Annotated in this window: 16 protein-coding genes; 10 read left to right on the top strand and 6 right to left on the bottom strand. The window is 55.9% G+C overall.

The features are described 5' to 3' along the window. Positions 1–697 precede the first annotated feature (697 nt). The 3 genes from ACQY1L_RS25050 to ACQY1L_RS25040 form a co-directional block, all read right to left on the bottom strand. On the bottom strand, positions 698–1,675 hold the full coding sequence (locus tag ACQY1L_RS25050) for a L,D-transpeptidase family protein (protein ID WP_430246402.1): 978 nt from the start codon (positions 1,673–1,675) through the stop codon (positions 698–700). Positions 1,676–2,119: 444 nt separating this feature from the next. After that, on the bottom strand, positions 2,120–2,845 hold the full coding sequence (locus ACQY1L_RS25045) for a L,D-transpeptidase (RefSeq protein ID WP_420885066.1): 726 nt from the start codon (positions 2,843–2,845) through the stop codon (positions 2,120–2,122). After that, positions 2,842–3,486, bottom strand: a complete 645-nt coding sequence (locus ACQY1L_RS25040) for a DsbA family protein (protein ID WP_430246404.1) — start codon at positions 3,484–3,486, stop codon at positions 2,842–2,844. Before ACQY1L_RS25040 ends, ACQY1L_RS25045 begins: the two co-directional genes overlap by 4 nt. A gap of 122 nt (positions 3,487–3,608) precedes the next feature. Between ACQY1L_RS25040 and ACQY1L_RS25035 the strand changes: the two genes are divergently transcribed. From ACQY1L_RS25035 to ACQY1L_RS25025, 3 genes are all read left to right on the top strand, one after another. Continuing rightward, on the top strand, positions 3,609–5,051 hold the full coding sequence (locus ACQY1L_RS25035; RefSeq protein WP_430246406.1) for a bifunctional metallophosphatase/5'-nucleotidase: 1,443 nt from the start codon (positions 3,609–3,611) through the stop codon (positions 5,049–5,051). 209 nt (positions 5,052–5,260) lie between these two features. Further along, a complete protein-coding gene (gene dsbG, locus ACQY1L_RS25030; protein WP_249741301.1) occupies positions 5,261–6,064 on the top strand; it encodes a thiol:disulfide interchange protein DsbG in 804 nt (267 codons plus the stop codon). A 295-nt stretch (positions 6,065–6,359) separates the two neighbouring features. Continuing rightward, on the top strand, positions 6,360–6,689 hold the full coding sequence (locus ACQY1L_RS25025) for a thioredoxin family protein (protein WP_249741300.1): 330 nt from the start codon (positions 6,360–6,362) through the stop codon (positions 6,687–6,689). Positions 6,690–6,834: 145 nt separating this feature from the next. On the opposite strand, the gene ACQY1L_RS25020 is transcribed toward ACQY1L_RS25025, so the two are convergent. Continuing rightward, positions 6,835–7,587 carry a substrate-binding domain-containing protein gene (locus ACQY1L_RS25020; protein ID WP_153516943.1) on the bottom strand — a complete coding sequence of 251 codons (753 nt, stop codon included), beginning with the start codon at positions 7,585–7,587 and terminating at the stop codon, positions 6,835–6,837. An 833-nt stretch (positions 7,588–8,420) separates the two neighbouring features. After that, a complete protein-coding gene (locus tag ACQY1L_RS25015) occupies positions 8,421–8,897 on the bottom strand; it encodes a helix-turn-helix domain-containing protein (RefSeq protein WP_153516944.1) in 477 nt (158 codons plus the stop codon). 384 nt (positions 8,898–9,281) lie between these two features. Here ACQY1L_RS25015 and ACQY1L_RS25010 point away from each other — a divergent pair, with 384 nt between their 5' ends. The 7 genes from ACQY1L_RS25010 (at position 9,282) to ACQY1L_RS24980 (ending at position 12,945) form a co-directional block, all read left to right on the top strand. Further along, the gene (locus tag ACQY1L_RS25010) at positions 9,282–9,557 is read left to right on the top strand and encodes a hypothetical protein (RefSeq protein ID WP_153516945.1); all 276 of its coding nucleotides are present in this window, start codon (positions 9,282–9,284) and stop codon (positions 9,555–9,557) included. A 318-nt stretch (positions 9,558–9,875) separates the two neighbouring features. Further along, positions 9,876–10,334 (top strand): DUF3846 domain-containing protein, encoded by a 459-nt coding sequence (locus ACQY1L_RS25005; protein WP_249741315.1) that lies wholly within the window; start codon positions 9,876–9,878, stop codon positions 10,332–10,334. Beyond that, the gene (locus ACQY1L_RS25000) at positions 10,331–11,347 is read left to right on the top strand and encodes a hypothetical protein (protein WP_246670653.1); all 1,017 of its coding nucleotides are present in this window, start codon (positions 10,331–10,333) and stop codon (positions 11,345–11,347) included. Before ACQY1L_RS25005 ends, ACQY1L_RS25000 begins: the two co-directional genes overlap by 4 nt. A gap of 28 nt (positions 11,348–11,375) precedes the next feature. Beyond that, complete coding sequence (locus ACQY1L_RS24995) at positions 11,376–11,825, top strand: hypothetical protein (RefSeq protein WP_430262183.1); 450 nt, start codon at positions 11,376–11,378, stop codon at positions 11,823–11,825. Positions 11,826–11,863: 38 nt separating this feature from the next. Beyond that, positions 11,864–12,139, top strand: coding sequence for a hypothetical protein (locus ACQY1L_RS24990; protein ID WP_430262181.1), 276 nt, complete (start codon positions 11,864–11,866; stop codon positions 12,137–12,139). A 79-nt stretch (positions 12,140–12,218) separates the two neighbouring features. Next, positions 12,219–12,524 (top strand): hypothetical protein, encoded by a 306-nt coding sequence (locus ACQY1L_RS24985; RefSeq protein WP_153516949.1) that lies wholly within the window; start codon positions 12,219–12,221, stop codon positions 12,522–12,524. 160 nt (positions 12,525–12,684) lie between these two features. Then, on the top strand, positions 12,685–12,945 hold the full coding sequence (locus ACQY1L_RS24980) for a helix-turn-helix domain-containing protein (protein ID WP_153516950.1): 261 nt from the start codon (positions 12,685–12,687) through the stop codon (positions 12,943–12,945). 67 nt (positions 12,946–13,012) lie between these two features. Here ACQY1L_RS24980 and ACQY1L_RS24975 read toward each other — a convergent pair whose 3' ends face one another. Beyond that, positions 13,013–13,267 (bottom strand): hypothetical protein, encoded by a 255-nt coding sequence (locus tag ACQY1L_RS24975; RefSeq protein WP_430262179.1) that lies wholly within the window; start codon positions 13,265–13,267, stop codon positions 13,013–13,015. Positions 13,268–13,365: the final 98 nt, after the last annotated feature.

Raw genomic sequence — 13,365 nt, 5'->3', positions numbered from 1 at the left:
TCTGGCAGGTTGCTGCAATGCGTCTGCGTTCTTTTTTTGGTGGCGCGTTCGGTTGGGTATTATGTTTGTTAGGGTTCCTCAGTTTGGTTGCCACTGTTGGCTCTGGGTCTTTGGTGGCTGGGTGGAAGCCTATGCGGCTGCTGCGGCGATCAGTTTTGGCATTCTGACAAGGATATAGGCTGCGATTGCGAATCTGAGGACGGCGGCAACTCTCGGTCTGACCCGGACTTTGACCTTGGCGAAGCCGGCCTGCGCCTTGATCCAACCGAACACCTCCTGGATGCGATTGCGGCAGCGCAGGCTGATGCCGTAGCCGGGACGGTGGGTGGTACGACTGTCAATGTCAGTTTTGCGGACTTTACCGGTCTCGAAAGAATGCCGTTGACGGTAATAAGCGGTGCGACCTTGCGGGCGAGCAGGCTGCTGCTAAACTCCTCGTCAGTTGCTAGGGGCTTGTGTCTTCGCCGCGCACGGGGTGTGTGGTGGTCGGACTGCTTGGTTAGACTGGGCCAAAGTTAAGGGTAGGGGCGGCTCACAGCCTTTCCGGCCGAACTTGGCTAATATGCTTAAACGATAGCGACGGATTACCCCCGGGTAGAAACGGCGGACGGCTTGTTCCTTATTGACCCAAATCTGCGTCAATAGAACTCGAAATCCGTCGAAATTGCCCATTTCGGCAAGTAGGAGTTTTGAGTGGTCAACGGAGCTCGGATTTCTTGTCAACGATCAGCTTCAGGTTGCCGCGTTCATCGACAATCTCACGTGGGCGCAGTTTTTCGACCCAAGTCGGATGCATGCCGCCATCGCGGCCGCTCGCGATCGGCGCCATCTTCGCACCTTGCGCGACGAGGCGTTCGAACTCCAAGTCATCGCGGCTTCGCTTATCCTGCACAGCTTGAGCGAGATCCTGCGGCACGTCATATTCTGGGCACGAGACGCGCCGATCAAAGTTGATCGTTGTAGTATTGCCAGCTCGTGCGACTGCGTTGAAAACATAACGCTTGTCGCAGACATCGACTGCAGGTTGCTGCCGTGTGACCTCGAAGTGATCGTTGCCCTCTTTTAACATACGCCAGAAGGGCAGGTGTGGGCTGTTTCGGTGCCTGGCCAGGTTAGCCGGCGTCATGCGGAATGGATAGGCCTGTACTTGAAACGAACTTTGTCCGCCGGAGAACGATTCTCGGCCGAGCGAAAAGATTTCCTGTATCTGCGCGTCTGTCATCGCATAGCAACCTTGTGACGAGCAATCGCCGTGCACCATCAGATGCGACCCGCTTCGGCCATGGGCGCGATCGAAAGCGTTCGGGAAGCCTAGATTGAATGAAAGAAAGTATTCCGAGTTTGGGTTCATCTGACCCGGCGTAACGTCGTAGAATCCTTCGGGCGTCTGGCGATCGCCTTCACTGATCTTCGGGCCGAGATCGCCCGACCATTTACAGATCGGGTAGGTTTTGAGAAGGTGGAAGCGACCTTTGCGATCCTGTTTCCAGACTTCGAGTTCGGCTTCTTGCTTGAAGATGCGCAACAGAATTGGCGAGCCGGCGGCCATCTTTCTCTTTTCGATCTCAGCCAGAAGCTTGGATGGAATCGGCGCGTTCGCTTTGGTAACGTCCGGTAGATAGTCGGTCTGGCAACCCGTCAAGATCGCGGCTCCCAAAAGCGTCGCCGAGTTCATCCAGATCCTTAAGAAAGCGCGACGTTCCATAAGCTTCCAACACAAAGCGGCAAGCCTCCAGTTGAGAAAATTTTAGGCACGGCCCTACCTTTTGAGGTTGCTGATTGCGTGCCTGTGTCGAAGCTCCACAAGTCGTGCCTGCCGTTCCCGCAGCATTTCCTTGAAAAAGTCGAGGCCATCATCATTGTAAAGCTGACGCCAGCTCAAACAGTGTCGTAGGGCGGCTCGACGCGAGCGGCAGTAGCGCTCAGTTGGTGTTAAGTTCTGTAGGGAGCTGGAATAGCGCTTTAAGGCCTTGCTCACCTGTCTTTCCTGTTCTGCCTCCGGCGTGGCCAGCCATTCTTCCCACCACATTTCATCAGCGATGATGTCCGCGACTGTACGATCGTCATACCTGTTGTGGTGTAAGCTCATGATGCTGGCCGCGCCTCTTTCGATCTTACCCTACGCCGTCGTCCCTAAGACAACCACTTTGGCACCTGTAGGGACCTGCTTATAAAGATCGATGACATCTTGATTAAGCATTCGGATGCAACCTGATGACGCCGCCGTTCCGATCGTCCAAGGCTCATTTGTCCCATGAATCCGGTAGAGAGTGTCCTTACCGTCTTTGACGAGATACATGGCTCGAGCGCCCAACGGATTTCGGTCACTACCATCCATGCCGTCTGCCCATTTCCCATAGCGTTTCGGATCTCGCGCGAGCATGTCGGGGGTCGGGGTCCAGCGGGGCCATTCTCTTTTGAAGCCGATATGTGCCGAGCCGGCAAACTCAAAGCCAGCCTTGCCGACACCAACCCCATAGCGAACAGCTTTTCCATTCTCTTTGACGAGATAAAGGAAACGGCTTCGTGGATCGACCACAACCGTCCCAACGGGCTGGTCAGTTGGGTAATCAACGATTTGTTTTAGATACTGCGAGCCGACCTTTTCGGTGTTCACAGCAGCAACAGGAAATGGCTCGTTCGCCTTGGCGCCGTATCGATCCTCTTCTGCAAACGGCGCAGGCTGGATAGCGACCGGCGTTTGAAACGGAAGTGACGGCGCAAGTGTGGGCGGTGAAGAAGCGCATGATGCAAGAGTGATTGCAAGAACGATGAAACTCGACAAATGCATTGCTTGGCATTTGCAGTTTTTCGCCATGACAAGAAAATCGCAATTCTTCATCATTTGGCTACCTTCAAACGGGCTTCCGCAATGACTTTTTGAAACTCCTCATAGGAAAGGACAGAGGGCACCATGAACGAGCCGATCAGGAAGACTGGCGTTCCCTGGAGCCCGAGGCCATCGGCTTGTGCAAGATTGCGATCAAGAACAGCATCGATCTCGGCTGCATGAGCCTTCATGTCCTTCTCCATCTGGGCTATATCGACCGCAGACGTTGCGATCGCTTTACGCATTTGATCTTCAGTGATCTTGCGTCCAGGAATAGCCATCAGCGCGTTGTGGACCTCTTGGTACTTGCCCTGATATTTCGCAGCCAGCGCAGCGCGAGCTCCATATTTTGAAGCCTCGGTAAGGATTGGCCAATCTTTGTAGACAAGCCTGACCCGTCCATCTGTTTTGACCGCGCGCTCCAGGTCCGGCGCTGCTTTTTTGCAGAAAGGGCAATTATAGTCCAGAAAAGCGACGATCGTCACATCACCTGAAGGGTTCCCTGCAACCGGAGCTGCGGGATCGTTGAGGATCATTTCCTTGCTAAGGTCCTCCGCGGCTCGCAGTGACGAGACACTTGCGGACAGTACAGCAATGCCGAATATTGCGCCGGCCAGCAGTCTCGCGAAGAACGAGACGAACGTTCGAAAAAGCATAGTCAAGGCAATCCTTATTGTGGGGCGGGCATCACATCGCAGTGCCACCTTAAGCCTGGCTTAAGGCGGGGATCGGCCTATGCGAACATTGCACCGATCGCGAAAGCTCGAAAGGACCGGCGATGACCGAGGACGCGAAACTTACACTCGTACAAATCAACGACGTGCATGGCTATCTCGAGCCACATCCCGAGTTGATCTGGTCTGCCTCCGGACCAACATTTCCAGTGCTTGGGGGATTTGCGCGCATCTCAACCGCTCTTAGCCAAATCAGGAGCGCAGGCGGCGAATTGCTGGTGCTGGACAATGGAGACATGTTTCACGGCACTTATCCGGCGGTCGCCAGCAAGGGCGTGGATCTGGTTGACGCCGTAAATGCTCTTGGCATCGATGCCATGACTGCGCATTGGGAGTTCGCATGGGGACCGGCGCATTTCGAATACCTATGCCAACGCCTCCATCATCCTATGCTCGCTCTCAATTGCTACAGGACTGACGACGATACGCGGCCGTTTAAGCCGTCGGCTGTTTTCGACAGAGGTCAGCTACGCGTCGGTGTAATTGGCCTGGCGGCGACCATTATCGACAAAAGCATGCCGCCAAGCTTCAGCACCGGACGACGGTTCGACATCAATGAAGAAGCGATCGCAGCCGAAATCACGCGACTGCGTGGCCACGAACATTGCGACCTTGTTGTGCTGTTGTCGCATCTTGGCCTCCCACAAGACGCACAACTCGCCGCAAGGCTCGAAGGGGTGGATGTCATTCTGAGCGGCCACACCCATAACCGACTTCAGCGTGCGATTGAAATCGGCGGAACGCTTATCATCCAGTCCGGATGCCATGGTTCGTTCTTGGGTCGCCTCGATCTGTTAATCAAAGGGGGGCGGATATCTTCCTTCGAGCATCAGCTTATTGCCGTGGATGAGTCATTTCAGGAAAATGCTGCTATGGCAGAGATCGTCGACACAATTATGCATCCTCATCGGGAATATTTGAACCGTTGCATCGGCCAGACAAATTCCGCCTTACACCGCAACCTGCAACTGTTTTCAACTATGGACGATCTTCTCTTGGCGGCAATTAGCACAAGTGCCGGGACGGATATCGCATTTTCAAATGGCTGGCGGTACGGCGCGCCAATTCCGCCTGGTCCTATTACAATGAATGATTTGTGGAATATAATTCCGACCAACCCTCCAGTCTCCGTGACCGAAATGTCGGGTTCTGAGATTCGGCATATGATGGAAGATAACCTCGATCGGACTTTCGCTGCGGATCCCTACAATCAGATGGGTGGCTATCTCAAGCGGTTTCGTGGCTTAACCATCTTCGGCAAGATCGAAAACCCTGCAGGTCACCGAATAGAAAAGATCTTTTTGGGCGAGCGCGAGCTTGAGGACGACGAAGATGTGGCCGTGGCGTTCGTAACGGAACAGGGCGTGCCGGCAAAATATGGTCATGACCGCCGACATCTTGATGTCACCGCAATCGAAGCGCTGGAAGATTACATTTCCGAGGGACGAGCGCAGAGCCAAACCGTGGGCCGGTTCTACGTCGCATGACAGCCATATAAATTTCGGTCGACGAGAACAGCGGTCGCTGTGTGCATGCCGTTCCCTAGCCTGCACCGGTGAGCCATCGCTGATGTCGATGTGAGCACTTCAGCCGGGTTCATTTATCAGGCCGGCGTTTGCTTCTGCACCTGCCTGTCTGCTTAAGGTTGACTTAAGTAACAGGATTTACTGCGAACGCTTTAGTGAAGGAAACTACCATGTCGCCTATACACAAGAATGCCCGTAAAGCGTCGGGGGTCCTGGTTGCTCTCTTTTTTATAAGCTCTTCCACAAACGCCTTTTCAGATGACCCGTCCACATTGACCGGAGCGGAAAGTCGTCCAGCAATTTTGGGAAGGATAGAAGAACAAGGCATCAAGATACTCGGCGAGATGAAAGTGCCTGGTGGGCTACGAGGATTTGCCGCCAAGGCCGGTGCGCAGCCTCTGACAATCTACCTAACTCCTGATAATCAACATGTAATCGTGGGTCCCCTCGTCAATGGCGATGGTATCGATGTCGCGGCCGATCAACTGAAAAAGCTATCTGAAGTGGCCATCGATCCGGCAGTCTGGACAACGTTGGAGAAATCTTCATGGGTGCAGGACGGAAATCCCGAGGCGCCAAGGGTGATTTACACTTTTACAGATCCAAATTGCCCTTACTGCCGTCAATTCTGGAAAGCTGCTCGCCCTTGGGTTGAGGGCGGCAAGGTTCAGCTGAGACATGTGATGGTCGGCGTCATCAGGCAGGATTCACCTGCAAAGGCGGCTGCGATCCTTGAGGCTCAATCACCCGAGAAGGCCATCGCGCTCAACGAAACGCAAGAGGGAGGAATACCTCCCTTATCTACAATCCGCCCGGAAACGGCTGTCAGCCTTAAGGCCAACGAGCAACTGATGACCGCACTCGGTTTCGGCGGAACACCCGCAATCGTCTATAAGAACGGCAAAGGTGAAATCAAAACGATGTCCGGCCTGCCACAGGGTGGTGGCCTTGATGAGGTGCTCGGTCCGAAATAGCAGGATGGCCACTCTCTGCCTCGACCTCCGGTAACCGCGGCTATTGTAGACGAGAGACACTAAGTTAAAGCCCTGACATTCAGTTGCTATTAAAACCGGCAGGGCTGCAAGCCGCGTTGGAAAGGGTAATAATTTGAAGTACTCATTGGATCGCGAAGAAAACATTACAACCGCTTCAAGCAGGCGAGGAATCCTCCGGATTGCATCCTGCGCGATCGTAAACTTGGTCCTTCTTCCGGTTCGATCGGTCGAAGCTGGGACGACCGTAGGGCCCATTCGATCTATGCATTCCTACTTGGAAGGACGCCGCTTTGCTGCTTGGCAGAGCCGTTTCGCAATCGTTGATATCGCGGCAGAGTGGTGTCCTTTTTGCAAGGTAATTGACGATAAGATTCTCGCTGACCCCGTCATCAAAAAATTTCTTCAGAAAATCGCCTTGATCAAGGTGGATGTCACAGCGATGGATGCTTCCAATTTGGCGCTTTTGCAGCACTTAAAAGCTGACGGGCCACCAACGGTATTCGTAATCGACACGGCAACTGGTCACGAAGTCTACGGTACCCGGTCAGTCGGCAATTTTGACGTGCCCCATCTCGCCGGTCGATTGCGTGCTCTTGCAGCTTGAGAGCGACGAAACGACGTGCGGGCCGTTACCGGCGATCCATGGAATTCAAGAAACCATTCCGATCGGTCGGCTGGACTGTCCCGACGCCTTTGGTTGTCCACACCCCCGAACACATAGCGTGGAAAAACGCTATGCACGTGCAGGATTAGTCAACGATCCAGCCGGCGTTTGCGAAGAAGCCTCTGGCCTCAGTGCTTTGCAGAAACGTCTGGAACGCTATCGCTGCCTGGTTATTTTTACCCCGCTCGGTAAGGACTACTCCGGTGTCGCGGTAAATACGGTGGTCTCTCTCCACTTCGACCGTCTGCGCCAATTCCGGGTTCGCGACCTGCCAAATATTCCAGATGATCCAGGCGTCCAAATCCTTGTTTTCGATCCAAGCCTTTTTCGCGTCTGCGCTGTTAGCCGCAAAGATCTTAATGTTGGAACGTAGTGCCTTCACCTTGGAGATGTCGCCTGTCCGGCCCGCCATATCTTCCCAGAGGCCATTTTGCCCGGCACCATTGACAACAAGCACGCTATGGCCGGGCCGCATGAGTTCGTTCAAGCCCGTGATTTTTTTCGGATTGCCAGGACGTACGAGGATGGCTGAAGCTCGAAGATAGAGCGGTATGACGTCTTCGGCTCGGACCTGGCTACCAAACGCCTGAGTAAAATCGCTCATCATAGTTTCAGACCCGCTGAAGAGCAGGTCGGCATCCTCTTTCGCTCGTTGAAGCCATGAAGGGGTCGGCCCAGCAGTTAGGACAATTTTATTGCCCGTTTCTTTTTCGAAAGCGGCTGCAGCCTGTTTCAACACCGGCAATGGGCCTCCGGGCCCATAAACATGGACATCTTCGGCCAAAACCGCCGTGACATTCAGGAACGAAATTATAAGGGCAGATAGGATGTAACGCATTCCGCAAGTCCTCCAGTGCAGACGGGGACACGCCCGCATCGTCATAATCCGCGTGTGGCTTAAGGGAATCTTAAGGTCGAACCACAAGGCCAAGTTTGAGTACAGCAGCGCTGCGAGGCATTTGGCTTCAAGCGATGCAAAGAGCCAGGGACTGAGGATTCGGAATAAACTGCATCGCCAATCGCCGAAAGCTTCGATGATTCAGTTCGAATTTCCCTCTGTCGCGTTTGCACCGAGCATTAGCAAAGCATGAACTCACAGTATTGATTTAAAGGGATTTAATGCCAGTTCTTCGTTGTTAAGAAGATTGGGTAACCGATGGCTGCTGACGTCGTCAGCTTTGGATCCGCGGCTGTGACATCCTTCGCGCCGGCCCCTGTCCGCCTAGTAGGATGAAGATTCCGCCGCAGTTCTATGCAGCGAGGACCGCGCTGGCGCCCACCACATGGGCGCGGTTGATGTGTTTTCGGTATCGCTTTGCCTCAAGGAGGGCAAGTCTCGCCCCCGATAACCAGCCGTCCAGCCTGCAATTACTGCTGTAGGACGCGTTTACGCCGAACCACATCGCCTGGCAGCTGAAAAGACATCTCCTAGAAGGGCGGGCGATCGGTCTTGTGGAGGTATGCCAGGCGCTGCCGCATTAGCAGTATGGTGTTGATTTTTGCCAGAACACCGCGGGCCCCCCCTACGCACGCTTGCCGTGGCTTTCCCTGCTATGGTCTGTGCGATGACTGCCAAGTGTTGATCAACCCTCGCCGCTGCGATCGCGGCCCCCATCCAACGCCCACGCAATGAGACCGAAATAGAGGCGCGGCTTTCGCCGCGCCCCTATCTCAGCGGCCCGCCGTGGGTGTCGGTTTTTTCTCCATCGAGACAACCAGTCTGAAGATCCGTTCAAGACCTTCGGTGTCGAGCTGTCGGATTTCCGAGATCGTATTTTGCAAAAGCCGGGAATGCTCCTGATTTTCGCCCCATAAATGCGGAGCGGCAGGGGCTAGGATTTCCTCTGGCGTGGCGTCCAGAACTTCGCAGAGATGAATAAGCCGAGACACGGTCAGTCGGGAAACACTCGTTTCGTAGCGATGATAGACCGCGTTGCTCAAGCCAAGCAGGGGAGCGATTTTGGAGCGTGACAAGGACCGTTTATCGCGGGCCTCCCGGATGCTCGTACTGATTTTTTCGTCCAGTTCCGCATTCAGATGGACTTTGCCGTGATAGGGCTTCCGATAGACCGGTTTTTCGAGATCAGGATCCTGGACCAGCTGTAGGCCGAGTTGTTCAACCCAGTTTTCCATCGTTGGACCTGCCATGGTTTTACCGCGCTGTAATTTCTAAGCCTGACTCTTTGTTACCGAATTGGCTACATGATAGGAACCCTGAAACATAGGTTCTCGGCTAAATTTGGCGCATCGCTTCGCGACCCCGCTCTATGCCTTCGGCACGGAGCCGCTGAAAAAGCGTCTCCGCCCTGCGGGTAACGATCGCTTGCGCAGCGCGGTGGTCGCCGCGAAACAAATAATGATATGCGCCATATTGGGCTATTTACTGGCATTTACAGTTTGATCGCAAGATACCATTTTGCATCAAACCGAGGTCAGGTTGTGACAGGACACTAGCCCGTTCTGCCATGCCGGCAGGGGGCCGCTCTGCCTCGAAGCAGGGCGGCCCCTTCTTATCTCTGGGGTATCATCGTCGTGGATATTTTCATTCCAGCAGTCATCGCTTTGCCCGGTTACGTATGGCTCGTGTTGAGAGCGAGCCGAACCTTCCACGCCATTCGCAAAGAGCGGTTCGAGCACACAAATGCCGCTGGCGTTCTGCAATTCGCCACCTACGAAGAGTTGCGCAAATTCGAGGGCCGCGAAGCCAGCAATCAATTCTGGATCAACGTCGCCGCCATTCCTGGCGGCGTCATTCCACTCGCCGCCCTTTTCGCCATCATAGCCTCGATCGCTGAGATGTCCTCCTGAACAGCAATTCGGCGTGGGTAGATCAACGGTGACTCCTTCGGTGTCCTGCTTGCTGGATGAGGGAAAGAGGAGCGCTGCCCTCTCTCCCTCGCAAGCGAAAAAACGGTATCCCCGTCCTTCCTTCGCGCTTTGCGCTCCGTGCAGGATCGCCGCTAACGCGCCGACCCTCCGTCTTCGCCTTCGGGCGGGCGAACCCCCTCCGTTTTATTCCCTTGCCACCCTCTCTCCCGCTGCTCCGCGCGAACTCGGGAGCAGGAGCGGGGCTCCTGCCCACGAGGGGCATGAGAAGACCGCTTCGCGGAAATGGAAGGGCTAGACATGACCAAAACAGCAACCGTTTACCTGCTGGACCCGGAGGCGGGGACCATTCAGACCGTCGAGATCGATGCGCGCAGCGCCTTTGCTCAAACCTACACCTTGATTGGATGCGAACTGGTTCAGGTGGTGCCGTTCGATAGCCACCATGTGCTTGTCATCGATGAGGACGGGTTACAGGACGGACTAACATCCTTCACCATCGCAGATGGCTACCCGCAGCCATTGGCCGGAAAAATTGTCCTTGTCGGTGCGCACAACGGAGAACGCTTCACGCCTCTCCAAATCACCATCGAGGACGCCGCCAAACGGTTCACCGTCTGCAAGCCGGTGCTTGATCCGGTTTTCGCGTCAATCGATGAGACGACCATGAAGGGGGTTATCCTTGCCGGTTTCCTGACCGGCCTGCAAACGCGGATCACTCGTACCATGCCCACCGTCATGGCGGGAGTGAAGAAATGAGCATCACCGTTGCATTCTTCGAGCGGGAAGCCGCCGACCGTGTTCTAGAAATCGTAGCAGACACCTTCGCCGCCAAGATCGCGGCGAAGGACATCGAGCATAATTTCAGCTGGCTCACCCACTCGCCCGAACGTCGCGCAGACCGCGAACTTGAGGCGCTGGCCCAGCGGCTGAACGATTTTGCCAACTATGCCATGGACCTTTGGACGGAGGCCGCGACCCCTATCCCCGGTCCCCAAATCGAGGCTTTCACGCGACGGCACATTGACGTCACTCGCAAATATTGGGCAGCGGAAAGCCGTTGCGCCAACTGGATGATAACCGGCCCTGCCCGCTTTCCTGTTGCTCGCAACGAAAAGCGCATGCGGGTTTCCGACGCCCGCCGTGCTGATATCGCCGCCCATGCGGAAAATGCCCGCAAGGCAATCAGGCGCAAGGCATACCCGCACGGAGCGGACGGCGAGCCGATCCGCTCCGGCGACCCCGAAGCGTTGCAGCGGATCGCATCGCGCATCGAGGACCTGGCCTTGTCCATCGACAGGATGAAACGCGCCAACGCCATTATTCGCCGGATGGAAAAGGACCATGCCAGCGAAGCCGACATATTGGCTCGCGTGGTGTCGGAAACCGGCTTGGCAGAAGAGCAGGCGGCACGGGGCATCACGATTGCGCCGTGGCAGAGCAGGCGCGGCTTTTGCACCACCAACACCCGCACCGAGCTTCGCCGCATGCAGCAGCGCCTAGCGCGCCTCGCGGCGATGAAGAAGCGCGGCGACAGGTCGGAGGAAGTCGAGACGGAAGCGGGAGCCGTGGAGGTGAAGGAAAACACCGAAATAGCCCGCATCCAGATGTTTTTTCCCGGCAAACCCGACGAGGAAGCCCGCCGCATCCTCAAATCCCATGGCTTCCGTTGGTCGCCCTCGGAAGGCGCGTGGCAGCGTCACCTTAACGAGGCGGGACGCTATGCCGTCAAAACCGTCTTGAGCAAGATCAGCGGCGCCAGCGCCGCTTGATCCTCCCAACACATTGAGGATTCGTGAGATGACCGAGCAGATTTTTACCGTCATGGAATTTTGCGGTAAGGGGGACCCGATGTTCGGCGGCAATGCCGCCGATTGGGGCCTCTATACGACCGAGGACATGGGGCACGCGTTCATGTGTGCCGCCGACGCGCAGCGCCTCGATCTGGTCAAAGCCTATTTCCCGACCGAGAAGGAGGGAAAGGCAGCTGGTGAAGACGCGAGCCTTCGAAACGGACTGATTTCCGTTCTGCCGGTGCCACATGACGCGCGCATTCCCGTTGCGCAGCTCCGCTGGATCGTCGGGAATATGCATGTTGGCACAAGTGACGAGGATCTGACCGCCAATATCGTCGCCCGTTCGCAAGGTTGGCCGCTAGGCCGGTCCGCGGATTACGTGGCTCAGGCCTGCGCCTACGCACTTGCCAGTCACCGAGCCAATCAGGAGCTTTATACCCACTTCCGGTTCTAGGGGGGCAACCATGACGCTCTCTGTTTGCAAACGCTGTGGTGGCAGCTTCGGGGAAAGCGAGAAAGGCGCACGGGGGGGAAGACCTTTGCGACGAATGCGAGGGAAAGCCTGCGCCAGAGCAGGCGACCCGCCGCAACGTCGAGGTGTTCGATATTCCGACCGGCCTTGGCGGGAGCCATACCGTCGAGATCCTCGGAGAACTGCAAGGCGGTCAGGTGCGGTTGCGCGTCTGGTATGGGCGCGCAACCGCGACAGGCTGGGAACCGTGGAAGGATTGGGACGGCTACCGTTTGACGCCAACCGCGCCGAATTGAAAAACAAGCGGACAATGCCGCTGTTCAAATAACCCTTGGCCGCGCCGATCGCGCGGCCCTTTCATCAGGAGGACCGACATTGAGCCGATACCCTATCACCGTAAAATCGGAGCTTCAGACCGAAGAAAACGCCGTAATCGGTTTTGACCCGCCGTTGCGCACGTACTTTCTGCAGGCGTTCCCCGACGAGGCGACGGACGCTTGCGCGTTGTGGCTTGGCGGCTTTCTTGAGGAGTATCCGAGCCTTGAATCGATCATCAATGCAGCTCGCTCCGAGGGTTATGATGTTCACGGACTGACCCATGATGTTATCATAGCCCTGACCAAGGAAGGCGGGACGCCGACGCCGCCGAGCATCGGCGAGCGACTTGGGATCGTTCGCTAACCGATCAGTCGAAGCTTGTCTTTTGGGGCCGGTTTTACCAGACTGGCCCCGCTTGCGTTTTCGGAGGTCGGACCCAAGCCGCATCGAGCGGCCGAGGTCCGAACGAGGGGAGCCCTTGCCCCTCCCCTCGGGCTCCCCTCCCACCCAAAGGAGAAATCAGATGAGCAGGTTTGAGCCGTTGACGGTCGAAATAGGACGACGCCTTGAGATTGTCCGAAAAGATGCTGGAATCTCAACGAGCGAATTCGCGTCCAGCCTGAACGTGAGCCAAGAGCTCTATCAGGCATATGCGGACGGAGAGGCTGAAATGCCGATGGCGGTCATGAGATCGCTCTACGATGTACACGGGGTCAATCCCGCTTGGTTGCTGGCAGGCGAACAGGACCGATACATGTCCAAAGGACCTGTTGCGGCGCAGTAACCCGTTGGCTGCATCACCGATCAGAAATATTGGAAGGAGGCTGCAAACTGTTGGCCCCCTCCCTTCCTTAGGTTGGGGCAGCGTAAAAAATGGCGAAATTGACCGCCAGCATGACGACCAGCGTGCCGATGAAAGCCAGAAAAAAGACGCCGATTTTTTTGAGTAGGCTTTGCGGCTGCTTCTTGCGGCTAAACGCAACGACGCCTGCCGCGCCTGCCGAAATGCCGATGATGGCCGGGAGTGACATCATGTCTTGGACCTTTCGAATCGTCGCACGAGCCCACTTGTCCGGGAATCCGTGCTTGATTACGATGTAGTTCAAGACGTTCTTAAAGTTGCGCTTCCTGAACGCCGCAAGGTTAGGTCACGCATGCAGCGACGTTTTTCCACCGGAAGACCGGGAGATGATTGCGAGCATAT

Origin of the sequence: Neorhizobium sp. DAR64862/K0K3, assembly GCF_050500185.1 — a bacterium.
GTDB classification, from domain to species: Bacteria; Pseudomonadota; Alphaproteobacteria; order Rhizobiales; family Rhizobiaceae; genus Neorhizobium; species Neorhizobium soli.
This window is presented reverse-complemented; position numbering and strand designations above follow the sequence as displayed.